We start from the raw sequence: 14,041 nt of genomic DNA on the forward strand, positions 1-14,041 counted from the left end.
CCTGCGGTTTGACCTGATCGACGATCTGGTTGCAGATATCGCCGTTGTTTTTAACTGGCCGCCCTCTGAAGTCTTCACGATGGAGCTGGGCGAAGTCATAGCCTGGCGTGAGCGGGCGGCTGTCCGAAGTGGAGCCAGTGACAGTGAAAAGCCTTAATATCCGCGTCGCATTCAGTGCGATCGATAAGCTTACCCGTCCGGTCAATGCCGCCCGCCAGAGTGCGGGCGGTTTGTCTGAATCCCTCAAAAAAACGCAGTCCAGCATTAAAGATCTGGACAGCCAGTCCCGCACGTTCAACCGTCTGCGTGACAGCGTGCAAAAGACCTCCCGTAAAATTGATGATGCCAGCCGGGCCTATGAAGGGCTGAACAAAGCACAGCGGGAAGGCACGCAGCTCACCGACAAGCAACGGGAACATATGGCCGCGCTGGCTGCAAAGCTGGAACGTCTTAACTCTGCACGCACTCAGGAAATGGTCAAGCTACGCGCTGCCTCCCAGGCTCTGCGCAGCCATGGTGTTTCACTTGTGGGCAGTGACAGGACGATTCAAAGTGCGATACGGCGCACTGAACAGTACAACCTGATGCTTGAACGTGAACGGCGACAACTGGCCGCTGTCACGCAGGCACGGGCGCGCTATGACCGAATGCAGCAAACAGCTGGCAAGTTGCGCGGAGGGGGTACGATGGCGCTGGCTGGCGCTACCGCTGGCGGCTATGTTGCCGGTCGTTTTTTATCTCCTGCCGTAAATTTTGACCGGGAAATGTCCCGCGTGCAGGCGCTGACCCGCATAGATAAAAAGTCTGCCGACTTCTCTGCACTACGTGACCAGGCCAAAAAGCTGGGTGCTGAAACGCAGTTCACCACAACTGACGCAGCAAGCGGGCAGGCGTTTCTCGCTATGGCCGGTTTCACGCCGCAGGCTATTCAGGCAGCATTGCCCGGCGTACTCAATATGGCGCTGGCCGGTGGTATGGATTTAGGTGAAAGCGCCGATATTAGCTCAAACATCCTGTCTCAGTTCCGCCTCGATCCCAAAGAAATGGATCGCGTCAGCGACGTATTAACTGGCGCGTTCACCCGTACCAACACCGATCTGCAAAATATCGGTGAGGCAATGAAGTACGCCGGGACAGGTCTTTCCAATCTTGGCGTCAGTGTTGAACAGACAACAGCCATGATCGGCGTAATGGCGAACGTAGGCCTGCGCGGGAGTATCGCCGGTACAGGTTTGCAGGCCACATTTTCACGCCTTGCCGCGCCAACCGGCAGGGCAAAAACCGCGCTTAAAGAATTGGGCGTAGAAGTCGCTGACGCAACGGGGAAAATGCGCCCTGCTGAAGTGGTTCTAACCGATCTCTATAAAAAGATCAGCAAGTACGGGGATACCGATAAGCTCTCATTCTTCAAGGATATTGCCGGTGAAGAAGCGTCAAAGTCATTCCAGGCTCTGGTTATGTCGGCAGGGAGCGGCGAACTTCAGAAGCTGCTGGGTGAACTGAAAAACGCCAAAGGTGAGGCACAGAAAGCCGCCAAAATAATGGCGGATAACCTTGATGGCGATCTCAAAAATCTGGACAGCGCCTGGGAAGGCTTCCGCATTCAGATTAACGATCTCGTCAACAATCAGCTTCGCGGCCTGACTCATGGACTGAGTGACGTTGTGGGGAATATGACGCAGTGGGCGAAAGAGAATCCGAAGCTCGCCCAATCCCTGCTGGTTGTCGGCGGTAGCGTTCTGGTACTGACCGCCGCCATTGGCGGCACATCGCTGGCGATCGGCCTGCTGATGGGGCCGCTGGCTAAACTCCAGTTAGGTTTTACCCTGCTGACAGGGGGCAGAGGCATAACCGGAACGATTGCCGCGCTGCGAACACTCGGCACGGCTTCCGGCCCGGCAATGGCAAGCGTGCGCGGATGGGTGCCAGTTCTCGGCTCGTTAGCAGGGAAAATGCGGGGAATTTCAACCATCATACCCGCTATGCGTGGCGTACTTATGGGGGTATTTCTTGCACCTGGTGCCGCGCTGGGAGCACTGACTAAAAACCTCGGAATGCTCGCCCTTCGCCTTACAGGTTTACCGGCCCTATGGAGCATGATCACTGCTGCGGTATCTGTGCTGGGTACAGCGCTGTCACTGCTGTTTAGTCCGATTGGCCTGATAGTGGCGGCATTTGTTGCGGCCGGCGTGCTTATCTGGCGGTATTGGGAGCCTCTTAAGGCGTTTTTTGCTGGCGTATTCATCGGCATCATGGAAAGACTCGCACCATTACGCGAGACCTTCGCGCAGTTCAGCCCCATCTTTGATGCAATGAGCAACGGTATCAGCCAGGTCTTTAACTGGTTCAAATCTCTGCTTTCCCCGATGGAGTCCAGCAAGGAAACGCTGGACAAATGCGCCAGCGCCGGTGAGGTGTTCGGCAACGTTCTGGGCGGTGCGCTCCAGCTTGTCCTGGCACCCGCTAAAATGCTGCTGGATACATTAGCCTGGATCCTGGAAAAGCTCGGCGTTCTGCCTGATGAGGCCGAAAAAGCCAGGAAGAAGATCGAAGACGCGCAGCGCATGGCCGTTCTTCAGGACAAAGTGGCCCTTCTTCAGGGGGATCTCGCTAAAATCGTACCCAAAAAAGTTGAGGTAAAAACCCCGGCACCCGGATCACCACAACCCACATCACCGCTGACCGGCGATAACGGCACGATGCGCCGGTTGCAGAATATCGACAGCAACACCAAAGCAACAGCCGATAACACGAAGAAGATCGGCCCCGGCGATATCGTGTTTAAAAACCTGCCGCGCGCGCTGGCCGTTCGTGGGGAATGGAAGGAGTCGCAGCTTGCCAGCACCACTACGGCAGGCCGGTTGAGTGCACGCCCCGCAGTAGTGGCAGCATCGCTTCCCGTCAGGCAAGCGGAACTTCCGCCAGTCAGCCGCAGCGCCAGCAATATACCGGTTGCCACTGGCGGTTTTACGGGAGAAATCCATGTTCACCTGCACGGCGTTGACCGGCAGGACGCGCGCGAAATTGGCCGGATTGCCGCTGACGCGGTAAACGCTGAACTGGCCCGCCGTGAACGGCTCAGCCGTGGCACCTTCAAAGACAGAGATTAAGGGAGGACAACATTATGATGATGGTATACGGGATGTTCGTTTTTGAACTGAAGACGCTGCCTTACCAGCAGCTTCGACACTCACTGAACTGGCGGCATGTGAAGAATGACCGCATCAACCGATCGGCAAAGTGGCAGTACATCGGTGCAGGAGAAACGCAGATCAACCTGGACGGGGTGCTTTACCCTGAAATTACGGGTGGAGATGTGTCTCTCACCGTTCTTGCTACGCAGGCATACACCGGGCGTCCCTGGCCTTTAATCAGTGGTGCGGGGCAGATTTACGGGATGTATGTGCTGACCGGGCTACAGGCCACACATACAGAGTTTGACCGTTACGGGAAGGCAAAAAAAATAGAGTTTTCGATCAGCTTCCAGCGCTGTGATGAAGACCTGCGCGAGCGCCTGCAAGCCTCGTCCGTTGGTGATTTGCTTTCAGGGCTGAAGGATAAAGCCACGTCCGCCTACAACTCTGCCAGTAGTACGCTGTCTGGCCTGTTCTGACGGCATCCACATAAAACTAAAGCGGGCATTTGCCCGCTTCATCTTCCTGAACACACCGCCATAACTGACAGTGCTGCAGCACCGTTAAAAATGACTGTACTCGATACGTATGGCCAGCACGGTTAAAACTGGCGGTGCGTGCCGGAATGCAGACTTACTTTGGCTTATCCGGCCAGGTGATATCCGGCGCAGCTGACACGTCAATACGGCTCAGCAACACGCGGTACTTTTTCCATTCAGTCAGGCGGGCAGTTTCTTCTTCCGTCGCCATAACGGTATCAACCGCATCCTGCAGCGGCGCGATAACCCGGTTTGCCCCATCCATTTCGGCTGCCAGCCTGCTGCTGGCAATCAGCGCCGCATTTTCAGCATCTGTTACCGGGGCAGTAAAGACGCCGTCACTGTAGCGATAATTTATATCGGGCTGTTCGGGCAGCGCGGTGATATCCACCCATACCAGCGACGGGTGGTAAAGTTTTTCAGGCTTCACATTCAGTGAGACTATTTCAGCAACGCGCTGATCTTCAATACGGGCATACGTTTTCATCAGCTGAATTCCTCAATAAAAATAACGCCGTCCGAACCGTAGTTGCCAATAAAGGGATCGGTTCGGGTATTACCGCCACCTCCAGCCCCAAAGGTTTTTCCTTTACCGGATAAATTATCGTCCCCGCTTCGCTTGCCGCCACCCCAGTAACTTACACCGCCATCACCAGAACCGCCCCGATAAGGGTTTGCGCTCGTCGAGATAAGGCCTGGCGCATCGCTGCCGTCACCGCCCTGAATATTCAAATCTCCACCGATAGCTGTTCCGCCCGCGCCGCCCGCATCACCCGACGAAGTATTCACGCCGTTGCCCGCCGTCAGCAGGCCATTGAATGTGCTGCTCGTTGCGGACAGGGTTTCATCGCTGCCACGACCTACCACGCCGGGGTAAGTTTTAGTTTCGTCCACATTCAGCCAGGCTATAACCGTGCCGCCCGCGCCGCCGCCTGCGCCACGGCTTGTTAAGCCGCTGCCCCATCCGAGATAGCCGTAGCCTCTGCCCCCGCCGCCTGTCAGGATAATTTTGATACGTTTCGTCCCGGGCGTAGGTTTGTAGTTGATCGCCCCCGGGGTGGTGAAAATCTGCTGACCAATAAAACGCCCGGAAAACTTTTCTGTTAAACCAAGGTTTTTGAGAACGTCAACAATCAGACCAGCGTCATTAATTTCAGACAAGGCATTTTCGATTTGAAGGTACTGGCTGTGCGGATTACCAGCATCGGTATGCTTTTTCATTACGCTGTCTGCGTATGCCTTCACCTCAATCACGGCATCATCAACATATTTACGCGTCGCCAGCACCACTGACGGATCGATTCTCAGCGTTACCGCTTCGGTACTGCTCACAATCAGGATCACGCGAATGACCTGTACGCGACCGCTACCTTCCTGCAACTGCGGTTTATAAGTCTCTGCACAGTTGGCAACCGCAATCATATCGCCGTCTTTATCAAACAATCCGATCTCACGGATCCACCATCCGCCCACATCTTCCGGTATCACCTGTTCAGCAATAATCTGGTTGGTGTTTACCGGGTCGATGGTCAGCATGTTGAGCTGAGCACGGTGTACCTCATGCGTCAGTGCGATCTGCGCCGGGTTCGGTGTCGGCAGCACACCGTTACCATCACCCACAGCCATATGGGTGATTTCTACCTTTGCACCCAATGCCGTGGCATTAGCCAGTTTTGCCGCCCCGATATTGGTTAACAGGGCATAATATTTAGTCGCCACTTGCGATCTCCACGGTATCAAATAAATGGACTGCCGCGCCGGTGTAGTCACTTCCGCCCACGGATATGGTTTCAGGAAAATAGGGATAAACGGTCAACGTATCGCCGATATAACATCCCACCCCGGCTTCGATATATCCCTGGGACTGAAGCGAAAGAGACAGGCCAGTAAGATGGCGGCTTCTCGGCTTCGCATCGTCAATAAGGCGCTCAAGCTCAAGATAGGTTTCCTCCGTAATACCCTGTTCCTGAATACCGATTTCAAGCTTAAAGGTTCCCGGCTCTTCGTCGCTCTGCCACCATTCGATCACGCGCAGCAGAAAGCCGAACGGTTCAACGACACACTTCAAAGCGGAAATAGTGCCCTTCTGACGGTGAACCAGCCAGGAGGCTTTGATTACCTGCCGTTTGGTCTGTTCCGACCAGTTCTTATCCCAGCGGTCAACTGACGACGCCCAGGCAAGATAAGGCAGAAGATCAGCCGGGCATTCGTCCGGGTTCCACAGCTTGCGCAGGTCAACAGGAATATCGGTAAGCCGTTCCGTCACCTTCTCAGTACTTCGCATGAAACCGCTGGCCGAAGGCGGCAGCATGTTGTTATTCATCGGTGCCCCCGGTCTCTATCGTGAAGGACTCACACCGCGCCGCCTGCGTATCGGCGATCACAATATCGCTGGCAGGCTCCAGCAGCTCCACCCTCTGCACGCCCTGAACATGCAGCGCCGCCATAATGGCTGAGCGGGCAACGTCACGGCCAATCTTGCCCTGCTGATTAAGCCAGCACTGAAGCGCGTCCTGCGCGGCGGTATGGATGGGTTCAGACTCCGGGCCAGGGTAGAAATACAGCAGCGCATTGATCTGATAATTCACGATCTCCGCTGCCTGAACGGTCAGACGATCGGCAACGGGGCGTTTGTCGTCAGCAGACAGCGCCTTATCCACCGTCGCCAGCAGTTGCGCACTGGCGGTACCGTCGCCTTCAGTGGACAAAACCGAAACCACCACCACGGCAGGCGACGGACTTATTGCTTTGGCGTCCGCCACTTTGCCGCTGGCACTTTTGGCAAAATATTCATATGCGCCAGTTGGCCCCGCCACGCTAAGCCCTTCAAATGCAGCCTGCGCGCGCAAACGCAGTGCGGTATCGCTTTCCGTTACCGCGTCAGTGGTTGCCGTCTCCGGGGTGATGATCAGACGTTCGGTGTTCAGGTTGCCCGCGAGATTATCAAGATCGGACGATACGGCATGGCTCAACATGCACGCTGCCGCGCCGTCATTAATACGCTGCCTGAGCATCATTTCACGGTAGGCAACCACCTGGGCGATCACATTCAGCGGTTCGGATTCCAGTTCCAGCGCGGCGGCAACAGATGCCTGCTGCTCCTGCGGAAATGCCACCAGCATCACGGCTTTGACCTCGCTAAGAATGACTTCAAAGTCCAGGACTTCGATAATTTGCGGTTGCGGTAGCTGCGATAAATCAACGGTTGCCATTGCTGCCACTCCTGAGCGTCAGCGCAGTGCCTGCCGTCTGCATGGTTTCGGTGATAATGCCGACCAGTTCAGCGGTGACAGCGCCATCCTTTGAATAACTGATATTGATGCCGTTCAGGGCAACACGCGGTTCCCACATCGTCAGGGCGATCACTGCTGCACTCATACATTGCAGGCGCGCCACTTCGTTCTGTGGTTCATCCAGCAGATCGGGGATCATGCTGCCGTAATCCCGTCTCATCACCCGGCTTGCCAGCGGCGTGGTCAGTATGTCGCGTACTGAATTCCACAGCTGATCGGTATCGGTAAGCTGGCCCGTGCCGTCCGGATTCATGCCGGTATAACGAACAGTCATAGCGGTGCCCCTGTAGTGCCGCCGCTGTCGCCAGGGTGTTTATGCGTGTGCAGCACCTTGCCGTTAGACGAAAGCGATCCGCCAGAATGAGTTACATCACCCTTCATCGTGCCGCCTTCCGTCAGTTCAAACGTCCTCACTTTCAGATGATCGGTGCATTCAACCACCGGCGTTTCAAGCTTGACGCTGGCAGAGGCTTTGATATGTGCGGTCTTCATGCCCTGCGCTTCCAGCGCGCTGGCTTCTGCGTCATAGCGGAAAGAGGCACCGTCTGGCGCTGTCAGCACAATCTCTTTCAGGCTGCTGCCTGGCGCAGGGTGATCGTTGCTGTAGATACTGCCGATAATGACCGCCGTTTCAGGATTGCCGCCAATACAGCCCAGCCAGACCTGTTCACCCACTGAAGGCGGTACCCAGATACTGAATGCCCCGGCGCGCGTGGTGTTCCAGCGCAGCCAGTCGGTCTGAAGTTCGCCGCTTTGCACACGCACGCGCCAGCTCTCTTCATCAACGGCGATAACGACGCCGACACGAAGGATATTTTCCAGAAGGCGGATCAGTTCAGCGCTCATCGTGCGGCACTCCCCAGGCTGTTAACCACCTGTTCCGTAATCATCTGCTCATCGCCAGCGGTAAAGCCCAGCAGCTCACGCACCGGATATTTAGCAAATGCACCCGACCCGACCTGATCGCGCTGGCCGTACTGGTGCACACGCGCAATGCGTGCCGCCACGCCGTCATAACCCACGGATGTGCCGCCTGCATCAGCGCGCATTTTGAGAAAGCGATAGCTGCGTAACCGCTGAAACATCGGCGTCTTTTTCGTGGCGTTTCGGCGCACTGCACGCGTGTTTATTTCGATATAGCGCTCAATATCACTGCGGTAAAACGTGCGGATATCATTGCGATCTTCGTCAAAGCCGGTAAGGGTACGCCCGTACTTGCCCCGGCCACCGTGCCAGTTTTTGAGGCGACGGATCTCACCCTGCCAGACAAATACAATACCCTGCTGAGAACGCAGCACCCGGCGACGGCGGGCAGGATATGGCGAACCTTTCGGGTTTTGCTGCGCTTTGATGCGCTGTTGCTGGCTCTTTCGCAGTGCCTGACCAATCGCGCAGGCCGTGCGAACACGTCCGGCCTGCGAGGTGCCCGCCAGTATGTCGCTGAAGACCTGATCCAGCTCACGGAAGAGATCGTTACTCATGCGCGTCAGCCTCCCACGTCACAGCGTCAAAGATGCCCCGCCAGTCATCCCCGTCAGAAACGATGCGGGGTTTAGGTTCTGGCAAATGCTCAGCACGGGGGATCCCGTTTTCATCCAGAGTGACCCTGACGCGTTCACGTATTGGCATTTCGAACAGAATATCGGCGGTGTCGTCGTTGTTGATGAGGGTCGTGAATTTAATGCCCCGGTTCTTCTCCGGGTTTAACAACAAGTCTGGCTGGTTGTGCCAGAGCCAGGCCATAAGCGGCAGCGTAAAATCATCAATATCACCGGCAAAGTTCATCACAAACAACACCAGGGTATAGCGGTACATAAACGACGGTGTTTCGCCTGTCGTCTCGATGTTCCCTTCTTCCACAAAAACGGTGAAGGCTTCAGGATTGGCCCTGCACCATTTGTTAGCGCGGGTCAGGGTCTCGCGTAGTGAATCAGCTTTCAGCATGGTGATACCTTCTTAGCGCCCAAAACGTTCAATCGCGCCCGCAATGATCAGCAGATAAATAAGCGTCCAGTAGGGGTGAGCGCTCAGGTAGTCGGATAAGGTCATTGTGAGGCCCTCGCGTGGTCAGTCAGTCTTTTCAGGCGGCGCAGATCGAGATCGGCTATCGCCGCCTTATCGGCATTGCAGGTATCCAGCGCATCGCGCAGGCGATCACTCCAGATAGCTATCGCGCCCCACGTTACCGGAGCGGTCAGTTCCGGCGCTGGCGTTGCTGCCGTCAGGCTTTCCGGCACCGGTTCGTGCACGATTTTCATTTGTGGCTGCTGCGGTACGGTGTTGCAGGCTGTTACTGACAGAAGCAGGCACAACAGTGTTGGCACACGTATCGTCTTTGATGGCATCGCGCATGTTTTCACGTCGCATTTCTCCCTGGGCGTTTCTTTGCTGTTCGGTTGTCCGCAATTGTGCAAGGACTTCGCGGGCGTCAGCAGTCAGTGCCCGCAGCTCTCCCAGCACCTCACCATTACTCTTCACCTCGCGGGAAAGCGCTTCATTGCGAACGGAGTCTTTACCGCGTTGATGCGTCTGCCAGAGCAGACCACCAGATGCCAGCGCCAGCAGCGCGCATAAAATGGCTGTAATCTTCATTTCTCAGCTTCCACGTCACGCAGGCACCACGCCTTAAAATCTGTTCTCCGGTTAACCAGCCCCTGGCTGCGCTTACCGCCACTGTTTACAAAGTCCGTCAGCCGGTTACACATCGCTTTCCACTCATGTGCCTGCGCCTTCTTCCAGATTGTCGTGCGCTGTATTCGCTTCTGGTTGTCCGTGTACCACATCAGGCCAGTGCACCCCACGTTAAGACCGGCGTCCGCCATTGCCTCAAAGGCAGACTGGGGCATATACCCGCCTTCGAAATTCTGGTTAATGCAGTTTTCGGCGTGCCGCATATCGTTAATCCAGCGACCGGCGGTCTCGCTGTCGCTGTACTCCCGCCTCTCAACACGCCCCGTCGAACCAATTCCGACCGTCAGCACGCCAGCCGTGCAGTAATACGGTGTGTTCCGGCAGTCTTCCCAGCCAGCAATCTTTTGCTGGCCTTCAGCCGTTGTGCGTAACGCGCCCGGACTCAGCGTGATACCCAGCGCAACAATGGCTGCAATGGAGCACTTTTTAATAAGCTGTTTCATCTTCCGGCTCATTCTGTTGCAGAAGGTCAAGCGCCCGGCGCTCTGACTCACTCATTTGCCTGTGCGATGCCTGCTCCAGAATCTGATTAATCAGCTCGTTGCGGCGTTTTTGCCCCCGCTCGATGCGGGCGCGATAGAGCCACCCACGGGCACCAAAAACCATCCCGACGAGAAGACCTGCCAGCGCAATCTTTTCGCTCAGTGTCATTACGCCGATACTCGTGACCATTGCTGACATAGTGAATGTCAGCCAGTCATTCAGGCGCTGAAAAAAACTTAACCCCATAGCTGCACCATCTCTTGTATCGCTTTATGCGCGATTTCCGGCAGCTCAATCACCTGACCGGCATCAAGAAAAACCTGCTGGCTCACTCCGGGATTGGCAGATAACACTTTTTCGGTAACGCCCTGCGTGGTGCCGTAGTGACGCCAGCAAAGCAAATCCACGGTATCCCCCTGCAATGCCTTCACTTTCATCAGCAAAGCTCTGCATAGAGTCGTGGTGTGTCGCGAATATCGGCGATACTCCAGCGGGCATCCCGCCAGAGATCATCCCTTTGCAGGTCAAGCGCGGCGGCGTCTTTGTCGCCTTTCGCCGTAGTGTCAACGTCGCGATAACCTTCGAGTACCAGCGCCCTGGCAATCGAATAAACCGCACGATGGAAGCGGTACACCTTCACGTTTTCACCGTTGATCATCAGCTTTTCCGTCTCACCTGACGGCAGAACCGAGGGCACATCTTCCAGTGAGTTAAAACCTGCTTTTACTTGGCCGGTGCGCCAGTCCAGCAACTGAGCGGTAACATGGGCTACCGCTTCAGTGGTGACGTGCATCAACCTGGACGTGGTGATACCGCCAGTGATACGCGCGGCCAAACGAAGATCGGCAAGCTTAATCACCGGCCAAAAGTCCCCGGCGCTGACGGTGGCATCACCATCATTAACATCAGGCGTATCACTGTCGGCAGGTAACACGCGCTTGTTTGCCACAAGGCTGCTCATGCACATATCTCCCATAAATCAGGCGGTGGGCGGGTGGTTAAAAGACCGTATACGGGCAGATATCCACCCGCGCCGCCTGTCGGACGGGGCCGAAGTCGTTAATTCTTTTTCTGGCTGGCAGGTTTGCGCTTTGTCGCTTTACCTGTTGCCGCCCTGGTCGTGGTTTTACGCGCCGTCGCTTTACCTGCTGCGCTGGCGGTGGTGGCCTGTTCAGAAATAGGCTCGGCAGTACCGCCAGTTTTGTCGGTGCTGGCCGCGTCGCCTTCACCCGTACCGCCATCCGCAGAAAGCTTCTTAACTTCACGGGCCAGCGTGGCAATCTCTTTTTTCACCCCGGCATTAGGGTTGCGCGTAAGCGCCTCACGGAACAGCGCCAGCGCTTCGGCTTTGGTCGTGATATCAGTTGCACCACGTCGGGAGAGCGCACGGGCCTTGCACAACTTGGCGCGCACCACATCCGGCATATCACTGTCCGCGACAATCTCCGCCACTTCGTCAAGCACGGAGATACTGGACGATAAATCAGCGTCAGCATCAGCGGCCGCGAGCGTTAACAGTGGTTTGCTCATTTCTTCGGTGAGGAATGTTGCTGCCGTGCGGTTGAAGTTATCCGGCAACGTCAGTCCGTGGCGTACCACATAGCGCCCCAGCCTCATCACAAGCGCATAATCACGACAGTCAATCGCCCAGACCATCAGCCTGGTAATGACTTCATCCTGCCGCCCGCTGTCGCCGTCGAGCGTGCCTTCAATCCATCCCTCGTATTCAGGCAGCATGGATTTTTTCATTTCGGCTTTGGTTTCTTCGGACTGCACGCCGCTGAGGCGGGACAAGTCCATACGCAGGCGATGCAGAATTTGCTCATGCGCGGTGCGCTGGATATCGGATTCTTCATCCGCCTGGCCCCGGCGTTCTGCCATGACCTTCTGAAAATGTCGTTGTGCCGGTGTTAACATCGTCACTTCTCCCCGTCATGACGGGGCAATGCCCCGCCGCTTCTGTCACTCGCCTGCCGGTTCGGCCTGGGCGAACTGAATGCCGTCAATGAACGCAACATTGCCGTAGTCTTCAATGACGAAGTCATCGTTTGAAGACTGATACGTTGCGATGCGGTTGTATTCCGGCTCTTCTTTGATCGTCCGACGCAGACCGCCACGCTGGTAGTACACCGACAGGTTTTTGAACGGCGTGATCAGCACGCCTTTCACCGGGAAGTAAGGCGCGATAAAGGTCGGCATGTTGCCTACGCGCTCCTGCGCGACAATCAACTGACCGGCCAGCATTTCGGTATTTGGGTTGGTCTGACTTAATGCGTTGATGGCCGAGAAATTGCTGCTCGTCAGCAGGTCACCCGCCAGGATCACCACGTTATCCGGGTTACGCTTGTGCCATTCATCCATCAGGCTGTTTTTGGCATCGTACAACGCAGCGCCAATGTTGCCGTAGGTGCCTTTTGCTACAACCTTGTTATCTTCATCACGCGAAGTGATCGTCACATTGGAAATGACGCGGTGCGGCGCTTCCTGGCGGATTTTTTCAAGCCAGCCAATACCACAGTCCTGCAATAGCGGGTTAGCGGCACGGTCAGATGGGTCGCTGTACTTAACGCCGTTAAAGCCAATCATGATGCGGTCAAGCGACATCTGGCGGGCCATTGCCTTGCTGATCAGCGGCTGGAACTCCGGCATGTGCGCCCACGCATCAAGCTGTTCATAGCTGATGCCGTAGTCATAGTTGACCTTGCGGCACATGTAGTCGAACGGCTCCATGGAATGATTTGAGCCTGGGTTGCGGCGACTGGTGACGCTGTTGTTTACGCCAGCCATCGGGCCTTTGCTGCCGATCAGGACTTTCTGACCGATCTGCTGGTTGACGCCAAACACGTTAATTTTGCTCAGGAAAGAATCATCCTGCTGTGCGGCCTGCTCAAGTCGCTGCTGACGTGTCGGATCTACGGCAAATTTTGCAGCAACAGCTGCGGTTGATACGCCGTTGAGCTGTGCCTGCCGGGCGATGTACTGATCAAATAGCTGGCGGGTAGTGTTATCCATGTTCTCTGCTCTCTTTGTGAATATCAGTAATCAGCCAGTTGCGCGTTAGCGCCACCGCTCGCGGGTTCCCGCTGGCTGAAATTGGCGTCTGTGCTTCCCAGCTTGCTGGTCAGCGCGGCAAGGTCGGAGGTCAGCTTCTGGATTGCCTGGCTGTCCTGCTCACGGGCGCGACTCAGGTCGTTAAAGCTGTCCAGCAGATCGGCATGGGACTGAGCGACGTTCTCCACGGCGTCACGCACCTGGTTGAACTGTTCACCGTCAGATTTACGGCCTTTGCCGATGATCCCCATGACGCGCCCGAACCACTGATTACCTTCATCGCTGCGCTGCTCAGCCAGTTCGATAATTTCTGCCTCAATGGCATCGGTGAACAGCGGGGCTTCACCCTGCTGATTGTTGAATGACATAACCTGCTGACGCTGCTGCGCGGCAAACTTCAGGCGCTCAGTGCCGAGGCTCGCCGGGGAATCGGTCATCGCCAGCCCCATCACATAAGCCTTGCCGTTAAGAGCAAACTGCGGGTGCAGCTCAATGCTGGAGTAAATTTTCTTACCTTCTTCCGTCAGCTTCTTCATGCGCTCAGAAGGTTCGATTTCAGCATAAAGAGCTGTGCGACCGGCGAGCGGGCCTTCGCTGATATCTTCAGCACTCAGTGCTGTCACATCACCCATAGCGCCGAAATCACTACCGGGGAACGGCGAAAGATAGTGCTCCACGTTGACGCGTGCGCCGTACACGTCCGGGCTGTAGTTTGCTGCTGCATCACGAAGGTGCTCAGGGCGAATTTCACGCCCGTCAACGGTGGCACCAGAGACGGCAACGCGGAATTTCTTACGGGCTGGTTTAGCTGCGCTAGCCATGTCGATAATCCTGTTGAGTGGTTTCTGTA

20 protein-coding genes are annotated in these 14,041 nt (G+C 55.9%); 3 read left to right on the forward strand and 17 right to left on the reverse strand.

The window, feature by feature from the left end; all coding sequences use genetic code 11:
• Nucleotide 1: 1 nt before the first annotated feature.
• Genes SYMBAF_RS00190 through SYMBAF_RS00200 form a run of 3 tightly spaced genes read left to right on the forward strand, consistent with a single transcriptional unit; the run spans nt 2 to nt 3,613 of the window.
• Nucleotides 2-157: a GpE family phage tail protein gene (locus SYMBAF_RS00190; protein ID WP_032424037.1), complete on the forward strand. Its 156-nt coding sequence runs from the start codon at nt 2-4 to the stop codon at nt 155-157.
• Complete coding sequence (locus SYMBAF_RS00195; RefSeq protein ID WP_040264633.1) at nt 144-3,110, forward strand: phage tail tape measure protein; 2,967 nt, start codon at nt 144-146, stop codon at nt 3,108-3,110. The genes SYMBAF_RS00190 and SYMBAF_RS00195 overlap by 14 nt, the downstream gene beginning before the upstream one ends.
• A gap of 14 nt (nt 3,111-3,124) precedes the next feature.
• Entirely contained in the window at nt 3,125-3,613 is a 489-nt protein-coding gene (locus tag SYMBAF_RS00200; protein ID WP_040264586.1) for a phage tail protein, read from the forward strand.
• Between the two features lie 154 nt (nt 3,614-3,767).
• Here SYMBAF_RS00200 and SYMBAF_RS00205 read toward each other — a convergent pair whose 3' ends face one another.
• The 17 genes from SYMBAF_RS00205 to SYMBAF_RS00285 form a co-directional block, all read right to left on the reverse strand.
• On the reverse strand, nt 3,768-4,160 hold the full coding sequence (locus SYMBAF_RS00205; RefSeq protein ID WP_040264585.1) for a tail fiber assembly protein: 393 nt from the start codon (nt 4,158-4,160) through the stop codon (nt 3,768-3,770).
• Nucleotides 4,160-5,392, reverse strand: a complete 1,233-nt coding sequence (locus tag SYMBAF_RS00210; RefSeq protein ID WP_040264584.1) for a phage tail protein — start codon at nt 5,390-5,392, stop codon at nt 4,160-4,162. Before SYMBAF_RS00210 ends, SYMBAF_RS00205 begins: the two co-directional genes overlap by 1 nt.
• Nucleotides 5,382-5,996, reverse strand: a complete 615-nt coding sequence (locus tag SYMBAF_RS00215; protein WP_040264583.1) for a phage tail protein I — start codon at nt 5,994-5,996, stop codon at nt 5,382-5,384. The genes SYMBAF_RS00210 and SYMBAF_RS00215 overlap by 11 nt, the downstream gene beginning before the upstream one ends.
• Nucleotides 5,989-6,885, reverse strand: coding sequence for a baseplate assembly protein (locus tag SYMBAF_RS00220; RefSeq protein WP_040264582.1), 897 nt, complete (start codon nt 6,883-6,885; stop codon nt 5,989-5,991). The genes SYMBAF_RS00215 and SYMBAF_RS00220 overlap by 8 nt, the downstream gene beginning before the upstream one ends.
• A complete protein-coding gene (locus SYMBAF_RS00225; protein ID WP_040264581.1) occupies nt 6,872-7,240 on the reverse strand; it encodes a GPW/gp25 family protein in 369 nt (122 codons plus the stop codon). Before SYMBAF_RS00225 ends, SYMBAF_RS00220 begins: the two co-directional genes overlap by 14 nt.
• On the reverse strand, nt 7,237-7,812 hold the full coding sequence (locus tag SYMBAF_RS00230) for a phage baseplate assembly protein V (RefSeq protein ID WP_040264580.1): 576 nt from the start codon (nt 7,810-7,812) through the stop codon (nt 7,237-7,239). Before SYMBAF_RS00230 ends, SYMBAF_RS00225 begins: the two co-directional genes overlap by 4 nt.
• On the reverse strand, nt 7,809-8,447 hold the full coding sequence (locus tag SYMBAF_RS00235) for a phage virion morphogenesis protein (protein WP_040264579.1): 639 nt from the start codon (nt 8,445-8,447) through the stop codon (nt 7,809-7,811). The genes SYMBAF_RS00230 and SYMBAF_RS00235 overlap by 4 nt, the downstream gene beginning before the upstream one ends.
• The gene (locus SYMBAF_RS00240; RefSeq protein ID WP_040264578.1) at nt 8,440-8,910 is read right to left on the reverse strand and encodes a phage tail protein; all 471 of its coding nucleotides are present in this window, start codon (nt 8,908-8,910) and stop codon (nt 8,440-8,442) included. Before SYMBAF_RS00240 ends, SYMBAF_RS00235 begins: the two co-directional genes overlap by 8 nt.
• Before the next feature lie 101 nt (nt 8,911-9,011).
• Nucleotides 9,012-9,224, reverse strand: coding sequence for an Rz1-like lysis system protein LysC (lysC, locus tag SYMBAF_RS00245; protein WP_185899900.1), 213 nt, complete (start codon nt 9,222-9,224; stop codon nt 9,012-9,014).
• Nucleotides 9,121-9,558 (reverse strand): DUF2570 domain-containing protein, encoded by a 438-nt coding sequence (locus SYMBAF_RS00250; RefSeq protein ID WP_040264577.1) that lies wholly within the window; start codon nt 9,556-9,558, stop codon nt 9,121-9,123. The genes lysC and SYMBAF_RS00250 overlap by 104 nt, the downstream gene beginning before the upstream one ends.
• Nucleotides 9,555-10,100 carry a lysozyme gene (locus tag SYMBAF_RS00255; protein ID WP_040264576.1) on the reverse strand — a complete coding sequence of 182 codons (546 nt, stop codon included), beginning with the start codon at nt 10,098-10,100 and terminating at the stop codon, nt 9,555-9,557. The genes SYMBAF_RS00250 and SYMBAF_RS00255 overlap by 4 nt, the downstream gene beginning before the upstream one ends.
• The gene (locus SYMBAF_RS00260; protein WP_040264575.1) at nt 10,084-10,386 is read right to left on the reverse strand and encodes a hypothetical protein; all 303 of its coding nucleotides are present in this window, start codon (nt 10,384-10,386) and stop codon (nt 10,084-10,086) included. The genes SYMBAF_RS00255 and SYMBAF_RS00260 overlap by 17 nt, the downstream gene beginning before the upstream one ends.
• Nucleotides 10,377-10,577 carry a tail protein X gene (locus SYMBAF_RS00265; RefSeq protein ID WP_040264574.1) on the reverse strand — a complete coding sequence of 67 codons (201 nt, stop codon included), beginning with the start codon at nt 10,575-10,577 and terminating at the stop codon, nt 10,377-10,379. Before SYMBAF_RS00265 ends, SYMBAF_RS00260 begins: the two co-directional genes overlap by 10 nt.
• Nucleotides 10,577-11,101, reverse strand: a complete 525-nt coding sequence (locus SYMBAF_RS00270; RefSeq protein WP_040264573.1) for a head completion/stabilization protein — start codon at nt 11,099-11,101, stop codon at nt 10,577-10,579. The genes SYMBAF_RS00265 and SYMBAF_RS00270 overlap by 1 nt, the downstream gene beginning before the upstream one ends.
• Nucleotides 11,102-11,199: 98 nt before the next feature.
• Nucleotides 11,200-12,057 carry a phage terminase small subunit gene (gpM, locus tag SYMBAF_RS00275; protein ID WP_040264572.1) on the reverse strand — a complete coding sequence of 286 codons (858 nt, stop codon included), beginning with the start codon at nt 12,055-12,057 and terminating at the stop codon, nt 11,200-11,202.
• Between the two features lie 45 nt (nt 12,058-12,102).
• Nucleotides 12,103-13,152, reverse strand: a complete 1,050-nt coding sequence (locus SYMBAF_RS00280; RefSeq protein WP_160744431.1) for a phage major capsid protein, P2 family — start codon at nt 13,150-13,152, stop codon at nt 12,103-12,105.
• Nucleotides 13,153-13,175: 23 nt separating this feature from the next.
• Complete coding sequence (locus tag SYMBAF_RS00285) at nt 13,176-14,012, reverse strand: GPO family capsid scaffolding protein (RefSeq protein WP_040264570.1); 837 nt, start codon at nt 14,010-14,012, stop codon at nt 13,176-13,178.
• Nucleotides 14,013-14,041 lie beyond the last annotated feature (29 nt).

The organism is Serratia symbiotica (genome assembly GCF_000821185.2).
GTDB lineage: Bacteria > Pseudomonadota > Gammaproteobacteria > Enterobacterales > Enterobacteriaceae > Serratia > Serratia symbiotica.